This is a genomic window from Azospirillum sp. TSH20 (genome assembly GCF_003115935.1).
Taxonomy (GTDB): domain Bacteria; phylum Pseudomonadota; class Alphaproteobacteria; order Azospirillales; family Azospirillaceae; genus Azospirillum.
Genome location: NZ_LGQU01000101.1, coordinates 1 through 16,769, shown reverse-complemented (window position 1 = coordinate 16,769; position 16,769 = coordinate 1). Strand labels below are relative to the sequence as shown.

Annotated in this window: 13 protein-coding genes; 5 read left to right on the top strand and 8 right to left on the bottom strand. The window is 68.2% G+C overall.

Going from position 1 to position 16,769, the window contains the following annotated elements:
- Positions 1-11: 11 nt before the first annotated feature.
- The 3 genes from TSH20_RS24830 to TSH20_RS24820 all read right to left on the bottom strand — a co-directional run bounded on the left by TSH20_RS24830 (position 12) and on the right by TSH20_RS24820 (position 3,953).
- Entirely contained in the window at positions 12-1,817 is a 1,806-nt protein-coding gene (locus tag TSH20_RS24830) for a carbon starvation protein A (protein ID WP_109156356.1), read from the bottom strand.
- Positions 1,818-1,961: 144 nt separating this feature from the next.
- A complete protein-coding gene (locus tag TSH20_RS24825) occupies positions 1,962-2,723 on the bottom strand; it encodes an SDR family oxidoreductase (RefSeq protein ID WP_109156355.1) in 762 nt (253 codons plus the stop codon).
- Positions 2,724-2,753: 30 nt separating this feature from the next.
- Positions 2,754-3,953: an MFS transporter gene (locus TSH20_RS24820; RefSeq protein ID WP_199231983.1), complete on the bottom strand. Its 1,200-nt coding sequence runs from the start codon at positions 3,951-3,953 to the stop codon at positions 2,754-2,756.
- Positions 3,954-4,101: 148 nt separating this feature from the next.
- On the opposite strand from TSH20_RS24820, the gene TSH20_RS24815 reads away from it, so the two are divergent.
- Together TSH20_RS24815 and TSH20_RS24810 are read left to right on the top strand one after the other, a co-directional pair.
- Complete coding sequence (locus TSH20_RS24815) at positions 4,102-4,998, top strand: LysR substrate-binding domain-containing protein (protein ID WP_109156353.1); 897 nt, start codon at positions 4,102-4,104, stop codon at positions 4,996-4,998.
- A 143-nt stretch (positions 4,999-5,141) separates the two neighbouring features.
- Positions 5,142-5,336, top strand: a complete 195-nt coding sequence (locus tag TSH20_RS24810; RefSeq protein ID WP_109156352.1) for a hypothetical protein — start codon at positions 5,142-5,144, stop codon at positions 5,334-5,336.
- Here the strand turns inward: TSH20_RS24810 and TSH20_RS24805 are convergent.
- The gene (locus tag TSH20_RS24805; RefSeq protein WP_109156351.1) at positions 5,284-6,243 is read right to left on the bottom strand and encodes a YihY/virulence factor BrkB family protein; all 960 of its coding nucleotides are present in this window, start codon (positions 6,241-6,243) and stop codon (positions 5,284-5,286) included. The genes TSH20_RS24810 and TSH20_RS24805 overlap by 53 nt on opposite strands.
- Positions 6,244-6,458: 215 nt before the next feature.
- On the opposite strand from TSH20_RS24805, the gene TSH20_RS24800 reads away from it, so the two are divergent.
- The gene (locus TSH20_RS24800; protein WP_247871341.1) at positions 6,459-7,184 is read left to right on the top strand and encodes an aspartate/glutamate racemase family protein; all 726 of its coding nucleotides are present in this window, start codon (positions 6,459-6,461) and stop codon (positions 7,182-7,184) included.
- Here the strand turns inward: TSH20_RS24800 and btsR are convergent.
- From btsR to TSH20_RS24780, 4 genes are all read right to left on the bottom strand, one after another.
- The gene (gene btsR, locus TSH20_RS24795) at positions 7,159-7,875 is read right to left on the bottom strand and encodes a two-component system response regulator BtsR (protein WP_109156368.1); all 717 of its coding nucleotides are present in this window, start codon (positions 7,873-7,875) and stop codon (positions 7,159-7,161) included. The two genes, TSH20_RS24800 and btsR, sit on opposite strands and share 26 nt — an antisense overlap.
- An 8-nt stretch (positions 7,876-7,883) precedes the next feature.
- Complete coding sequence (locus TSH20_RS24790) at positions 7,884-9,584, bottom strand: sensor histidine kinase (protein WP_109156349.1); 1,701 nt, start codon at positions 9,582-9,584, stop codon at positions 7,884-7,886.
- Between the two features lie 131 nt (positions 9,585-9,715).
- Positions 9,716-10,513, bottom strand: a complete 798-nt coding sequence (locus TSH20_RS36200) for a polysaccharide deacetylase family protein (RefSeq protein ID WP_109156348.1) — start codon at positions 10,511-10,513, stop codon at positions 9,716-9,718.
- Positions 10,514-10,648: 135 nt separating this feature from the next.
- Complete coding sequence (locus TSH20_RS24780; protein WP_109156347.1) at positions 10,649-12,169, bottom strand: malonyl-CoA synthase; 1,521 nt, start codon at positions 12,167-12,169, stop codon at positions 10,649-10,651.
- Between the two features lie 339 nt (positions 12,170-12,508).
- On the opposite strand from TSH20_RS24780, the gene TSH20_RS24775 reads away from it, so the two are divergent.
- The gene (locus TSH20_RS24775) at positions 12,509-15,508 is read left to right on the top strand and encodes a LodA/GoxA family CTQ-dependent oxidase (RefSeq protein WP_109156346.1); all 3,000 of its coding nucleotides are present in this window, start codon (positions 12,509-12,511) and stop codon (positions 15,506-15,508) included.
- Positions 15,509-15,555: 47 nt separating this feature from the next.
- A complete protein-coding gene (locus TSH20_RS24770) occupies positions 15,556-16,695 on the top strand; it encodes a tryptophan 7-halogenase (RefSeq protein WP_109156345.1) in 1,140 nt (379 codons plus the stop codon).
- Positions 16,696-16,769 lie beyond the last annotated feature (74 nt).

The following is a 16,769-nucleotide window of genomic DNA, read 5'->3' as shown; positions in this document are numbered from 1 at the left end:
CACTGGAACCGTCATTCGGCCGGAGTGGCGACCATCGGAACCTCGATGGCGCGGGCCTGCAGCAGTTCCTTCCACTTGCGGAAGGCGGCGATCAGGATGATGAAGCCCAACACCAGCATGATGATCGAAATGCCGGCGTTGAAGGGGTTGTAGCCCTTGGCGGCCTTGTTCAGATAGACGTTGGCGATCATCCAGTAGCCGGCGACGTTCACCGTCACGAACAGGTAGGCCAGCGGGACCAGGCAGGTCAGCATGTAGATCCGCTTCTGGGCCAGCCGCAGGATGATGGTGGCGCCGATGATGAGGCCGACCGAGGCCATCAGCTGGTTCGACACGCCGAACAGGGCCCAGACCGAGTTGATGTCGCCCGACGTCAGCAGATACCCCCAGGCCACGCAGGCGATGACGCTGGCGATGATCGAACCGGGAACCCAGTCCAGCCGCTTCATCGGGGCATAGATGTCGCCAAGCAGGTCCTGGATCAGGTAACGGGCGACGCGGGTGCCGCTGTCCACGGCGGTCAGGATGAACACCGCCTCGAACATCACGACGAACTGGAAGAAGTAGGAGGCGAGGCTGTTGAACCACGGCACGCGGGTGAAGATCTCGGTCATGCCGACCGCCAGGGTCACCGCACCGCCGGTCCGGCCATAGAGGTCGAGACCGATCTCATTGCTCAGCCGCGGCAGGTCGACGACATCCATGCCCAGGGCCTTGAAGGCGGCCGGCGCGGAGTTGATGGCGAAGTAATCGGCCGGATGCAGCGAGGTCGCGGCGATCAGCGCCATGACGCCGACCAGGCATTCCGCCAGCATGCCGCCGAAGGCCACCGGACGGATGTCGCTCCACTTGTCGATCAGCTTGGGCGTGGTGCCCGACCCGATGAAGGCATGGAAGCCGGAGATGGCGCCGCAGGCGATGGTGATCGAGATGAAGGGCCAGACCGGGCCGTTCAGCACCGGGCCGCCGCCATGGATGAAGTCGGTCAGGGCGGGGAAGCGGATTTCCGGGTTGATGAAGACGACGCCGACGACTAGCGCGCCGAACACGCCGACCTTCATGAAGCTGGACAGGTAGCCACGCGGGGTCAGCAGCAGCCACACCGGCAGCGCCGTGGCGAAGAAGGCGTAGATTGGCAGGATGACGGCGACCGTTTCGGCATGCAGCGTCAGCCATTCGCCCAGCAGCGTGCCCTGGATGTAGGGGCCGGCGAAGACGGACGCGGCGATGGCGGCGATGCCGACCTGGGTGGCGCCCTTGGACGAGCCGGTGATCTTCTCGTAGAGGCCCAGCGCGATGGCGATCGGGATCGTCATGAACACCGCGAAGGCGCCCCAGGCGTTGCGTTCCAGCGCATGGACGACGACCATCGACAGGCCGGCCATGGTGATGGTGATGATGAACAGCATCGCCAGACCGGTGCACCAGCCGGCCACCGGGCCAAGCTCGGCCTTGGCGACCTCGGACAGCGACTGTCCCTTGTGCTTCATCGAGGCGAACAGCACGACGGTGTCGTGCACCGCGCCACCGATCACGCAGCCGATCAACAGCCACAGGAAGCTCGGCAGATAGCCGAACTGGGCGGCCAGAACCGGACCGACCAGCGGGCCGGCGGCGGCGATGGCGGCGAAATGCTGCCCGGCATTCACCCACTTCTTGGTGGGCACATAGTTACGGCCGTCCGCCAGCATGTGGGACGGGGTGACTTCCGAATCGTCGGCACGGAGAACCTTGCGCACGAAGAACACGCCGTAGAAGCGGTAGCAGAGCGCAAGAATGCAGAGTGTCGCGATCACAAAGGTTAGGGCGTGATCCATGACGGCTCTCCTGAAAAGGATATGCCGCCGGTGTACGCCCGCCGCGGAGCCCCGTGTGGTGGAATGCCGCGAGCGGCAGCCGGGACGTGCTAAGCGGTAGCCGGCAGGGGGCGAGCGGCGGCGCTCAAGCCCCCTACCCGCCGCTCACTTGCCGCCAGTGACATCGAGGAACGTGCCGGTGATGAAGGAAGCCTCGGCGCTCGCCAACCACAGGATCGCCCGCGCAACCTCCTCGGGCTGGCCGCCTCTTCCCATGGGGATCGACTCCTTGACACGGTCCACCCGTCCCGGCTCCCCGCCGCTCGCATGCATGTCGGTGTAGATGTGGCCGGGGCGGATGCAGTTGACGCGGATGCCGTCCCGCGCGACCTCCTTGGCGAAGCCGATGGTAAAGGTCTCCAGCGCGCCCTTGGAGGCGGCATAGTCGACATACTCGTTCGGGCTGCCGAGCCGGGCCGATGCAGACGAGATGTTGATCACGACGCCGCCCCGCCCGCTGTGGCGATGCGACATGCGCTTCGCCGCCTGCTGCGCGCAGAGGATCGGGCCGATTGCGTTGACCGCGAAGATGCGCTGCAGCCGCTCGAAGCCGAGATCCTCGGCCCGGCACTGGCGCGCGAGCACCGCGGCGTTGTTGACCAGCACGTCGATCCGGCCGAACTCCCGGTCGATCGCGGCGAACAGCGCGGCGACCTGCGCCGGATCCGCGCTGTCGGCGCGCACCGCCAACGCCCGGCGACCCAGGGCTTCGACATCCGCCACCACGGCACGGGCGGCGGTCTCATCGGAGACGAAGCTGATCGCGACATCATAGCCCTGGACGGCGGCAAGCCTTGCGGTCGCGGCGCCGACGCCACGCCCGCCACCCGTTATCAGAATCAACGGCGTTTCAGAGACGGTGGTCATTGAGACGATCTCCATATGGCGGTGGAACGGTCACGCGGAGCGCGGCAGGCCGGGCTTCCCATGCGGCTCCGCGGCGGCGGCGCCCAGATGGGGCCTCAGCATCAGGACAAGCGGAACGATCAGGGCGGCGGTCGCCGCCGAGGCCAGCACGCCGGTCGTCTGGCTGCTGTGATCGGCGATTGCGCCGTAGAGGATCGGGGCCAGACCGCCGGACCCGATGACGCTGGTGTAGAAGACCGCGAAGGCCCGGCCGGTATCGCCGTTGGAAAGCTCCGGCACGGTGCCGTAGAGCACCGAAGAGGTGCCGTTGAGCACGATGCCGAGCAGCGGCAGCAGGACGAGCGTCGGCGTCAGCGAGGTGAGCAGCGTCGCCGCGATCAGCACGGCCGTGGCGGCTTCGGTCACCATGACGCTGCCGACGACCCCCAGCCGCTCCCCGAGCAGGCCGCAGGTCGCCTTTCCCAGCGCGCCGCCGATGAACAGCAGGGCCAGCGCCAATCCGACGGTCGCCGAGTCCCCGCCCTGGCCCTGGATAAGGAAGGGCAGAAACAGCAGATAGCCCATGCGGGTCGCCGTATCGAGCGCACCGATCACCGTCAGTATGCCGAAGCCGCCGCGGCCGCGACCCGCCGTGGTCCCGGTCTTTGCGGCCCTCACGATGGGAACCGCCGGCGCCAGCGGCAGCAGGGCGAGCGACAGGGCGATGCCGATCACCGCCATCAGCCCCAACACCGGTTGCCAGCCGAACGTCGGCAGCAGCACCGCGACGAGCGCCGGCAACGCCGCTTTCCCGAGGTCGCCTGAAAAATTGTAAATGCCGAGCGGATGCCGTGATGCCGAACCGTAACTGACGGTGACGAGCATCGAACCGCAGGGGTGCTGGATGCTCGATCCGATGCCGGCGACGACGAGGCCGACGCACAGCCCCGGCAAGCCGAACGGCAACGCCATGATCAGCAAGCCCGTCGCCGCGAGTATTGTCGACAGGATCAGCGCCGCCCGCGGCGACAGGCCGCGAAGAGCCCGGTCGGCCGGGATTTGCAGTCCCCCCATAGTTGCGGAGTAAAGGGCGCGGATGATGGCAAGCATCGCATAGGAAAGGCCGAACTGCGCCTGCCAGACCGGCAGGAAGACATAGAGCGCGTCGGTGTATCCATCATGCAACGCATGGGCAAGGCACGCGCCCGTCAGGCTTTTCTTCTTCTCTGTCCACCAATGTCTCGGATTCATCTTCAATGGCTTTCCCAGAGGCGCCACAGGCATTGCCCGGCTGGTCTGAATGGAAAGGCAGGGTATACGTGTGAAATTTCAGCGACTAGTATGCTTTGATTCACGGATAGCGTTCGTTTTTCTCACGGATCGCCCTTAAGGACTGCCCATGCGCCGCCTTCCTCCCCTGAACGCCCTGCGCATATTCGAGGTCGCGGCCCGGACCGGCAGCTATGCCGAGGCCGGGACTGAACTCGGTCTCACCCATGGCGCGGTGAGCCGGCAGATCGCTGCGCTCGAAGGCTGGCTCGGACAGAGGCTCTTCGTGAGGGACGGGCGCCGCATGGTCGCGACGCCGATGGCGAGGATCTTCGCGGCAGAGGTCGGCCTTTCCTTCGACCGGCTGGCCGTCGCGGCGGAAGCCTGCGGCCGGCCCGACGCGCGCCGCATCCTGCGGGTCAGCGCCCCGACCAGCTTCGCGATGCGCTGGCTGATCCCGCGGCTCAGCCGCTACCACGCCGACCATCCGCAGGTCGAAGTGGCGGTGACGACGGTTTCGACCGTGCTTGAGGAACTGCGCGGCGGCGTCGACGTGGCGATCCGGCGCGGTGTCGCTCGGGAGCATGTGTGGCCTCAGCATCGCGTCGTCCCCGTGCTGGATGACGTGGACACGCTGATCATGAGCCCGGCGCTGTTCGCCCGACGGCCGATCCGCAAGCCCGCCGACATCGAGGGACACACGCTTCTCGCAAGCGAGACCCGTGCCGGCGATTGGACGGGCTGGCTTGAGGCGGCAGGACTCCAGCACCTTGCCGGGCATCCCCGCCAGATATTCGATCACTTTTACGTCACCCGTCAGGCGGTGGAGGATGGGCTTGGCATCGGGATCGGCCCGTTGCCGATGCTCGACATCGACATCGCCGGCGGACGGCTGATGACGCCGTTGCCCGATATTCGCGTTCCCAGGACCGGGTACGTCGCTCTCGTTCCACGTCAGGCCGACGCCGGAAACCTCGTTGCCGGCTTCGTCGACTGGCTTGTCGGAGAGGCGCCGGGACCACGGTGACGGGCCGGGCATCGAACCGCTCAGGCTCCGGATTACGCCGCTCAGACGGCCAAACCGCCGCTCGCCGGAAACCGGCTCAACGCCTGCCGCAACGGCGCTAACGTGGGACGTCCCACAACGCCGGCTCCCGCCAGAGGTCTCCGATGGACACTCCCTGCCCCCGCACACCCCTGCGCAAGGCCCTTGCCAATCTGCGTCGTCTGTTCAACGACGACTCCTACGACCGCTACCGCGAAGCCCAGGCCCGCCTCACCCCGGAGGAGGAGCCGCTCGACGAACGGTCTTTCAAGGCGCGGCAGATCCTGATGACTCTGGGACGCGGCTGCTGCGGGCGGTAGCCCCCTCCCCTACCCCAGGGCCTACCCCAGGCCCCGCCTCCGGGTTCAGTCCCGGCATCCGTGCCCGGCTGCCGCTGCGCTCCGAATAGGCGCGGGTCAGTTCCGCTCCGAACAGGAAGATCACCGCCGAATAATAGACCCACAGCAGGATCAGCACGAAGGACCCCGCCGCGCCATAGACCGTCACCACACCGCTGGTGGCGATGTAGAAGCCGATCAGGAACTTGCCGACCGCGAACAGGAAGGCGTTCGCCGCCGCCCCCAGCCAGACGTCGGTCCAGCGGATGTAGGTGTCGGGCAGGATGCGGTAGATCATCGCGAACAGCCCGGTCAGCACCACCCAGGACGTGACGACGTCGAGCAGCCACAGCAGCGACGGCATCGCCGGCAGATAGCCGGCGGCCCAGCGGCCGGCCGCCGCCAGCGCCGCGCTGACCACCAGCGACACGATCAGCAGGAAGCCGATGGCGCCGATCAGCGCCAGCGCCTTCAGCCGGACCCGCACCAGCCATGTGATGGTCGATTCCTGCGGCGCCGCCACCCGCCAGATGCGATTCAGCGCGGTCTGCAGTTCGACGAAGACGGTGGTGGCGCCGACGATGATGGTACCGATGCCGATGACGCTGGCGACGATCCCGGTCTCCCGCGCGCCGGCCCGCGCGATCAGATCCTGCAGGGTCTGCCCGGCGTCGCGCCCGACCAGCGCGGTCAATTGCTCGATCAGCGCGCCGCGCGCCGCCTCGTCGCCGAACACCAGCCCGGCCAGCGCGATCACCAGGATCGCCAGCGGCGCCAGCGAGAAGATGGTGTAGAAGGCGATGGACGCCGCCATGCTCATCGCATCGTCGTTCATCCAGCCATAGGCCGCATCGACCACGATCCCCCACCCCCGCCGCACGCTTGCCATCGCCGCCCTCCCGTCCCGGACCGTCCCATCCCTGGGGTAACAGCGACGGTGGCGATTTGGTCATACCGGTAACCTCGTGCGCCCGTTCCATGGTAGGAAGAAGGCGTCGGCGGCCGGACTCCGCCCGTTGCCGCCCGTTGAACAGTGAACAACGCGCCGGAAAGCGTTTCACGGCGTTCCAAGTGTCCCATCCACCAAGGCAGGAGACCCGCCCGGTGTCGCAAAAGGTGATCGGCCTGATCGGGGGCATGAGCTGGGAAAGCTCCGCCGAATATTACCGCATCATCAACGAGGGCGTCCGCGACCGGCTGGGCGGGCTGCGCTCGGCCCGCTGCCTGATGTGGTCCTTCGACTTCGCGGAGGTCGAGGCGTTGCAGCATGCCGGCCGCTGGGCCGATGCCACCACCCTGATGATCGACGCCGCCCGCCGGCTGGAGCGCGGTGGCGCCGACTTCCTGCTGATCTGCACCAACACCATGCACCGCATGGCGGCCGAGGTGCAGGCCGCCGTCAGCATCCCGCTGCTGCACATCGCCGATCCCACGGCGGAGCGCATCCGCGCCGCCGGCCACCGCCGCGTCGGGCTGCTCGGCACCGCCTTCACCATGGAACAGGACTTCTACAAGGGCCGTCTCGCCGACCGGCACGGTCTGGAGGTTCTAATCCCCGACGACGCCGACCGCGCCACCGTGCACCGCATCATCTACGAGGAACTGGTCCAGGGCCGGGTCGAGGCGGCTTCCCGCCAGGCCTACCGCGAGGTGATCGCCCGGCTGGTGGAGCGCGGCGCGGAGGCGGTCATCCTCGGCTGCACCGAGATTATGCTGCTGGTGAAGCCGGAGGACAGCGCCGTTCCCCTGTTCGACACCACCGCCATCCATGCCGAAGCGGCGGTGGAGCGGGCGATCGCCGGCTTCACCCCATCCCCAGCCGCTCCTTGAGCGCACCCAGGAAGCGCCTGCTGACCGGCACCACATGGCCGCCGCTGGTCTGGATTTCCGCCAGCCCGCCATCGACGAAGCGGATTTCCCGGATGCGGTCCGGGTTGACCAGATGCTGGCGGTGGCAGCGGAACAGCGGGCTTTTTTCCTGGATGGTGTGCAGGGTCAATTCGGTGAAACGCTCCTGCCCGTCCTCCCCCACCACATAGACGCCGGCGGGGCGGGAGACGACATACTCGACATCGGCCAGCTTCATCAGGGTGATGCGGTTGACCCCGGTGCAGGGGATATGGCGCAGCTCCGCCGCTCCCGGCAGCACACCGACCTCCTGCGGGGCGCGCTGCCGGCGCAGCCGCTGCAGGGTCTTCTCCAGCCGCGCCGGGTCGGCCGGTTTCAGCAGATAATCGAAGGCATGTTCCTCGAAGGCCTGGACGGCATACTCGTCATGGGCGGTCAGGAAGACGATGCGCGGCATCCGCTCAGGGTCGAGCATGCTCAGCATCTCCAGCCCGCTGACCCGCGGCATCTGGATGTCGAGGAAGACCACGTCGGGCGCCTGCCGGTTGATGGCGCCGATCGCCTCGATGGCGTTGGCGCATTCGCCGACGATGCGGATGTCGGCGGCCTCCTCCAGCATCCGGCGCAGTTCCTCGCGCGCCAGCGGCTCGTCATCGACGATCAGGACATTCATGGCGGCCGTCATGCGGGCACGGTCTCTTCTTCCAGGGGCAGGCGCAAAGTGACGCGGGTGGCGACATCGGGCTCGCAGGCGACCGAAACGCCGTAATCCTCACCGTAGCGGTTGCGGATGCGGCGGTCGACGATGGTCATCCCCAGCCCGTCGCCGCCCGGCTTGGCCTCATAGAGCCCGGCATTGTCCTCCACCGACAGCAGCAAGTCGCCGCCCTCCCGCCGCGCCGCGATGCGCACCCGCCCGTCGCCCAGAAGCTGCGCCGTGCCATGCTTGATCGCGTTCTCCACCAGCGGCTGGAGCGAGAAGGCCGGCAGCCGGGCGTGGCGCAGATCGTCCGGCACCTCGATCTCCACCGCCAGCCTGCCGGTGAAGCGGGCCAGCTCGATCTGCAGATAGGCGCTGACATGCTCGACCTCGTCGGCCAGCGTCGCCATCTGGCTCGGGCGCTTCAGGTTCTTGCGGAAGAAGGTCGACAGGTTCTGCACCAGCTGCCGTGCCCGTTCCGGATCGTTGCGGATGACGGCGGAAATGGTGTTCAGCGCGTTGAACAGGAAATGCGGGTTCACCTGCGCATGCAGCAGCTTGATCTCCGACTGCGCCAGCAGCGCCTTCTGCTGCTCATACCGCCCGGCCAGGATCTGGTTGGACAGCAGCCGCGCCACGCCCTCCCCCAGCGTGCGGTTGATGGTGGAGAAGATCTTGGTGCGCGGCTCGTACAGCTTGATGGTGCCGATCACCCCGCCCTCCTCGCCCACCAGCGGGATGACCAGAGCCGCCCCCAGCCGGCAGCCCGGACTGATCGAGCAGCGATAGGCAACCTCGTTGCCGTCGGCATAGATAACCTGATTGCTGGCGATGGCCTGATGGGTCTGGGGCGAGCTGATCGGCGTGCCGGGCAGATGGTGGTCGTCGCCGATGCCGATGAAGGCCAGCAGCTTTTCCCGATCGGTGATGGCGACGGCGCCGACGCCGGTCTCCTCATAGATGATGCGGGCGACGCGGGTGCTGTTCTCGCTGTTGAAGCCACCGCGCAGCACGCCATCGCAACGCGCGGCGATCTTCAGCGCCTTGGCGGAAAAGGCGCTGGACTGCTTTTCGTCCAGCACGCGCCGTTCCAGCAGGATGCGCATGAACAGCGCCGCTCCCAGCGTGTTGGCGACGATCATCGGGGCGGCCACCACCTCGACCAGATGCATCGCCGCCTCGAACGGCCGGGCCACCGCCAGGATGATCAGCATCTGCACCACCTCCGCCACGAAGGTGACGGCGCCGACCCGCAGCGGGTTGAACAGCGGCTCGATCCGGCCCTGCCGCACCATGTGTCGGTGAACCAGCCCGCCGATCAGCCCCTCCGCCATGGTGGAGATGGCGCAGGCCAGCGCCGACATGCCGCCCAGCGAATAGCGGTGCAAGCCCCCGGTCAGCCCGACCGCCAGCCCCACCGACGGCCCGCCGAAGATGCCGCCCAGCACCGCCCCGATGGCGCGGGTGTTGGCGATGCTGTCGTCGATGTGCAGGCCGAAATAGGTGCCCATGATGCAGAAGATCGAGAAGATCGCGTAACAGGCCAGCTTGTGCGGCCAGCGCACCGTCACATGGGTCAGCGGCAGGAACAGCGGCGTGCGGCTCAGCAGATAGGCGATCACCAGATAGACGCACATCTGCTGAAGCAGCGAGAGGATCAGGGTGAAGGGCTCGACTGGCATGGCGATAATCCCGACAGCGGCCTGACGATACCGGCGCCGCTCGCCGCCATCCTACACCGGCCGGGCTCCCCCGCCGATGGGACATCCTTGCATCCCTACCCTCGGCCCTACCCCACCCCCGGCGCGGGCGCTCAGCGCCGCCGCGGCGCCGGGTGCAGCAGCGCCATTTCCGGCGTCACCGATTGCCGCATCGCCGCGTCCCACTCGCTCATGGTGACGAAGCGCAGACCCCGCCTCTCCCCCTCCTCCAGGATCGCCGGCAGCGCCGCGACGGTCGCCGCCTTGGTGCTGTGCATCAGCACGACAGCGCCCGGCGCCAGCCGTTCGGTCACCCGGTGGCGGATGATGTCGGGACCGCTGTCCTTCCAGTCCTGGCTGTCGGCGGTCCACAGCACCGTCGCCATGCCATGCCGGCGCGCCAGCGCCGCCAGCGCGTCGTCCACATCGCCGAAGGGCGGCCGGAACCACGTCGCCGTCACCCCGACCGACGCCAGCGCCTTCTCCGCCTGCGCCAGGTTCCACTCGCGCTCCGCCGGCTTCAGGTCGGTGGTCATCGGGTGGGTCTGGGTGTGGCTGCCGACCTCGTTGCCGGAGGCCGCCACCTGCTTGGCGATGTCGTGATGCGCCGGGATCTTGGCGCCGATGTAGAAGAAGGTCGCCTTCGCCCCATGCGCCCGCAGGATGTCGAGGATGCGCGGATCATTGGCATCCGGCCCGTCGTCGATGGTCAGCGCCACCACCCGCGCCAGCGGCAGGGTCCGGTCGACCTGATCGAGGTCGAGGTCGGATCCGGGGATCAGATGCTCCGTCACGAAGGGAGCGGCGCCATGGGTGGCGGCATAGCTGCGCTGCCCGGCCATCGCCGAAACGGGCAGGGCAAGCAGGGTCGCCGCCAGCGGCAGGACGGCACGGCGGAACAGGGTCATCATCGCGGGCGCACATGGAAAAAGCCGGAGCCGCGCCACTCCCTTCGAAAGGGGTAGGGCGCGGCGGAAGCGCCGAGCATTGCTCCCGCCGCCGACGGCGGACAAGCGATATCTTGGAGACCCTGGCCGGACTTCCCCTTACGCCCCGAACAGTCCCTTGTTCGCCTCCCGCAGCAGGTTCTTCTGCACCTTGCCCATGGCGTTGCGCGGCAGCTCATCGACGAAGGCCACCGCCTTCGGCACCTTGAAGTTCGCCAGCTGCTCTTTGCAGGCGCCGACCACCGCCGCCTCATCGACCGCGGCGCCCGGACGGCGCAGCACCACCGCCATAACCGCCTCGCCGAAATCCGGGTGGGGGATGCCGATCACCGCCGATTCCACCACGCCGTCGATGCCGTCGATCACCGTCTCCACCTCCTTGGGGTAGACGTTGAAGCCGCCGGAGATCACCAGATCCTTGGCGCGGCCGATGATGTGGACATAGCCGCGCTCGTCGATCCGGCCGACATCGCCGGTGATGAACCAGCCGCCGGGGCGGATCTCCTGCGCCGTCTTCTCCGGCATCCGCCAGTAGCCGGAAAACACGTTCGGCCCCTTCACTTCCAGCACGCCGATCCCGCCCTCCGCAACCGGCTCCCCCGTCTTCTCGTCGGCGACCCGCACCGACACCTCGGGCAGCGGGAAGCCGACGGTGCCTGGGATGCGGTCACCGTCCAGCGGGTTGGAGGTCAGCATGCCGGTCTCCGTCATGCCGTAGCGTTCCAGGATGGCGTGGCCGGTGCGCTCGCTGAATTCCCGGTGAGTGTCGGCCAGCAGCGGGGCGGAGCCGGAAATGAACAGCCGCATATGCGCTGCCGCCTCCCGCGTCAGGCGCGGATCGGCCAGCAGGCGGGTGTAGAAGGTCGGCACGCCCATCATCACGGTGGCCCGCGGCAGAAGGCGGAACAAGGCGTCCGGATCGAACTTCTGCAGGAACAGCATGCCGGTGCCGTTCATCAGCACGCAGTTGGTGGCGACGAACAGGCCATGGGTGTGGAAGATCGGCAGGGCGTGCAGCAGCACGTCGTCGGGCCGGAAGCCCCAGATGCGGTGCAGGGTGGCGGCGTTGGAGGACAGGTTGCGGTGGCTCATCATCGCCCCCTTCGACCGTCCGGTGGTGCCGGAGGTGTAGAGGATCGCCGCCAGATCGTCCGCCGCGCACGCCACCGTGTCGAACTCCGGATCCAGCCCGGCCGCCCGGTCGGCCAAGCTGCCGTCGCCGCCGGTGCCCAGCGTCAGCAGCGTGCCCACCCCCGCGCCCGTCGCGGTGTCGGCCAGCGCCGCCTCGTTGCCCGGTGTGCAGACGAAGACCTTCGGCTCGGCATCGCCCAGGAAATAGCCGACCTCGGCCTTCGTATAGGCGGTGTTCAGCGGCAGATAGGCGGCCCCGACCCGCAGGCAGGCGAGATAGAGGAAGACCGCCTCCGGCGACTTTTCCACCTGCACCGCCACGCGGTCGCCCTTGGCGACGCCCAGCTCCGCCAGCAGCCGGGCATAGCGGCCGCTGATCTCCATCAGGTCGCGGTAGCTGTAGCGGCGACCGGACTCCAGCTCGATGAAGCTGCTGTCGGCATCGGCGGGAAAGCGGGCGGCGGCGATGTCGAAGAAGTTGTCGCTCATTCTGGTCGGACCTCTGCGGAACGGATTGTCCATCATACACATCAATCGGGCAGGGGAGCAGCGTAACGCGGCGACTGTGGGACGTCCCACATCCGCACCTCCGGATTACCGACACGAACAGTGGCGAAAAATCTCAACTCTTGCAGCACCCCATCACCATAAACTCTCCCGTTCGCGAAAAATGTGCGCGATGCTGATTATTTTCGGTGGAAACCGGCAAAGTGCTCGCGTAAGCACGAGTCAAGGCGCGGGAAAATCAACGAACAAACACAACCTCCCGCGACTGACGTGCCCACCCCGCCCCGGCAGTGCCGCCGGACGATACAGGAGACGGAGCGAATGACGGCCAACGACCCCAACAAGAGTCCCCCCTGCTTCGACTGCGCGACCAACGCCACCCAGCGGCTGGACGAGATGTTCATCGCCATGGGCCAGATGAAGCGCATCGCGCTGGGCCAGAAGCCGGCGGAACGCGCGGTGTTCCGCAAGCTGCACGGGGCCGCCCATGGCCGTCTGGTGATGGATCCCAACCGGCCGGAGGCGCTGCGCGTCGGCGTCTTCGCCAAGGATGAGTTGCCGGCCTGGGTGCGCTTCTCCAGCGACACCAGCCCGACCTCGCCCGATCTGGGCTCGACGCTCGGCATCGGCTTGAAGGTCTGGGGCGTCGATGGGGTCAACGCGCTGGGCGAGACGGGCAACGTCGCCGACTTCATCATGCAGAACTACCCGGTCTTCTTCGTCGACAACGCCGAGGAGATGTGCGAGTTCACCTATGCCGGCACGGTCCTGAAGGACTATCCCGGCTATCTCAAGAAGCACCCGAAGACCAACGACATCCTCGACGCCATGTCGGCCCAGGTCGACGGCAGCGTGCTGACCACCCAATATTGGGCGATCCTGCCCTTCGCCTTCGGCCCCGACCATTACGCCAAATACTCGCTGGTGCCGGAAACGCCGCCGCCCGGCCACCCGGCGGTCAACGTGCCGACCGACGACAAGAACTATCTCGCCACCGACCTCGCCAACCGGCTGCTGGAGGACGACTACCGCTTCACCTTCATGGTGCAGGTGGTGCCCAAGAGCGCCGGCTACCCACTGGACAAGGCGACGGAGGAATGGCCGACCGACCAGTACCCCTACCAGCCGGTGGCGACGCTGGTCCTGCCGAAGCAGGATGTCTGCGCCCGCGGCCAGGGCGACTATGGTCAGGAGCTGGCCTTCAACATTTGGCGCACGCCGGTGGAGCAGGCGCCGCAGGGCAGCATCGCCGCGGTGCGCAAGGTCGTCTACAACCACGGCGCCGATGTCCGCCATCAGGCCAACGGCCAGCCGCTGCAACAGCCGACGCAGCCCCGCGATCAGGCGCCGCCGCTGCCCAAGGACGACTGCATCGTCAAGGCGGTGATCTACCCGCCCATCGGCATCGCCCGCATCGGCAACGCGCCGGAGGGGTATATCGTCGGCCCCGAGGTGCCGAACCCGAAGCCGCTGATGGCCGGCGACGACCCGGCCCGGAATCCCTACCGTGACGCCGAAGGCCGGCTTCTGCCGCAAGCGGCGCGCTTCCGTATCTATGGGGTCAACGCCATGGGCCGGATCGTCCGCGAGCTGACCGCCACCGACAGCGGTGCCGACATCACCTGGAAGGTCCATCTCGCCAACAAGAAGTCGGCCTGGTACGGCTTCCAGCTGGCGCTCGACATTCCGGAAGCGGCGTCGGCCGACCCGACCACGCTGCGCAACCCGACCGTCGCCGACCGTCAGGCGCTGGTGCTGGATGCCGGCGAGCATGCCATCCACGCCGGCCATGGCCGCCAGAGCCACGAACTGGTCGCCGGCAAATTCATGCACCAGGGCGACCCGGTCTATCTCGGCCGCATGTGGTGCGAGAAGGGCGACCATCGCCTGCTGGTCACCGGCGGGCGCGGCAAATCGGCCTCCTACAACGGCACCAAGGCGATCACCTTCGGCAACAACGAGGGCTGGCACGACGACACCTCCGACGGCCCGGTCGATGCGGTGGTCAAGCTGAACGGCATGGAGCTGCCGGTCACCCCCGCCTGGATCGTCGTCGCCCCGCCGAACTACGGGCCGCAGCGCAAGTCGGTCCGCACCATGTGGGACCTGATGCGCGACGTGGCGATCCAGGCCGGAACCCTGCCGAAGCCCACCCGCCCGTCCTTCACCCACGACATCTACCCGGTGTTCGAGCGGATGACCGGCCTGCAATGGGTCAATGCCGGTTTCGCCGCCGGGTTCGGCTGGAACTCCGCCAACGACTTCACCAAGCCGGAGTGGATCGCGCGGCTCAGCGACCGCAGCCTCGCCAACCAGGAAACCCGGCGGGTGCTGAAGAACTCCTTCCGCCATGACGCGGTGGACAGCTGGTCGCCGACGCCCTGGCCCTGGGTCTATGGCGACGCGATGAACATCCCGCCGGCCGAGACGCCGCGCCAATACACCTCCCTGACGCAGACGCAGCTTGAGTTCCTCGACCAGTGGGTCGCCGGCGATTTCGACGATGATTGGGGCAAGGTCCCGGTCTATACCGACTTCGATCAGGTCCCGCTGGACGAGCAGGGCGATGTGCTGACCCGCGCGGCGCTCGACTTCTGCCTCGCCGACGCCTTCCATCCCGGCTGCGAGATGACGTGGCCGGTCCGCGCCGCCACCCTGTATATGGAGCCGTTCCGCTTCGCCCATGCGCCGAAGGGATGGGTCGAGCCGGGGCTGGGCGCCATCCTGTCCAGCGACACGGTGACCATTCCCAACGGCCCGCTCTATGGACAGCTTCCCGGCGGCATCACCCGCTGGATGGCGGTGCCGTGGCAGACCGACACCGGCAGCTGCCGCTCCGGCTACGATGCCAGCTACGACCCCAACGTCCCCACCTTCTGGCCGGCCCGCGTGCCGAACGAGGTGCTGACGCGCGAGAACTACGACATCGTGATGGACGCCGCCCAGCCGGCCCAGGTGCGTCTGGCCGCCTTCGCCAACCGCGCCGCCTGGGTGGCGCCGCTGGGCACCACCAGCTACACCGACCAGATCAACAACATGATCCATCACTTCGACCATCTCGGCGTCGTCGAGGTCAATCCCGGCCCGACCGATCCGGAAGGCGCCAAGCTGTTCCCGCCGCTGATCGAGGTGGAGGACCAGCACATCCCCATCCCCGACGTGGACGACACCGTCGATACCAAGGCGGTTCGGGCTGCCCACCGCACACTGTCCAGCAAGGCGCCGGCCCCGTCGGGCGGCGGTGGCGGGCTGCGGGCGACCCAGCCGGTCGACCTCAGCCGGATCGACAAGGTCCGCCGCTTCCCGCGCGGGCTGCGGTGATTCGGGTCGGTACGCCCGTAACAGGCGGGTCGGAGACGGACAAGGCCGTGGCTCGTGCGGTTGGGGTGGATGCGGTCGTGGTCGGGGCAGGCCCCGCCGGGACCGCCTTCGCCCTCAACCTCGCGCCGCTGCACCGGGTGCTGGTGCTGGACCGGCGGGCCGGCCCCGCCGTCCGCATCGGTGAATCGCTGGCCCCGGCGGCGCGCCGCCTGTTGACCGACATGGGGCTGTGGGACGCCTTCCTCGCCGAAGGCCACTCCCCCTGCCATGGCGGCCGGTCGGTCTGGGGCGGGCCGCTGCCGGTCGAGGCCGACAATCTGCGCGACCTTGACGGGCCGGGCTGGCACCTCGACCGCGGCCGGTTCGACGGCTGGCTCCGCCGGGTGGCGGCCTCACGCGGCGCCGTCCTGCAGATCCCGGCCCAGCTGCTGTCGGTGAACAGGGCAGGGGAGGGCTGGCTGCTTGAGGTGGAGACCGCCAGCCGCCGCCTTCCCGTCCACGCCCGCCTGCTGGTCGATGCCGGCGGTCGCGGCTCACCGCTCGCCAAGCGCTTCGGTGCCCGCCGGGCGGTGTCGGACCGGCTGGTCTGCGGCTGGGTCCATGGCCGGGACGCCCCCGGCCGCCAGTCCGGCCTGACCTGGATCGAGGCGGAGCCGGACGGCTGGTGGTACAGCGCCCCACTGCCCGCCGGCCGCCGGGTCGTCGCCTTCCACACCGACGCCGACCTGCCCGCCGCGGCGGATGCCCGCGACACGGCATCGCTGCTGCGCCGGCTGTCCGGCTGCTCCGTGCTTTCGGACTCGTTGCGCGCCTGTGGTTTCGAACCGGAGGGGCAGGAAGAGGGGAGGGGCGGTTTCTGCGCCGCCCACAGCAGCACCTTGTCCCCCGCGTCCGGTGAAGGCTGGCTGGCGGTCGGCGATGCCGCGCTGGGCTTCGACCCGCTGTCGTCGCAGGGCATCTTCAACGCGCTCTACACCGGCTTGGCCGCGGCGGAGGCCGCCCACCGTCATCTGTTCGGCGATCCCGGCGCACTGTCTGGCTACGCCGCCGGCCTGACACCGATCCGCGACGCCTACCGCGCCCATCTGCGTGCGTGGTACGGCCTGGAACGCCGCTGGCAAGACCGCCCCTTCTGGCAACGGCGTCTCTCAATCCCCCTCTCCCCCCCGGGGAGAGGGTCGGGGTGAGGGGGATGCACGGCGGGACCTTCGTGAAAGTCCTGCGGCGCTTCCCCCCCCCCCCCACCCCCCCCCCCGGGGGG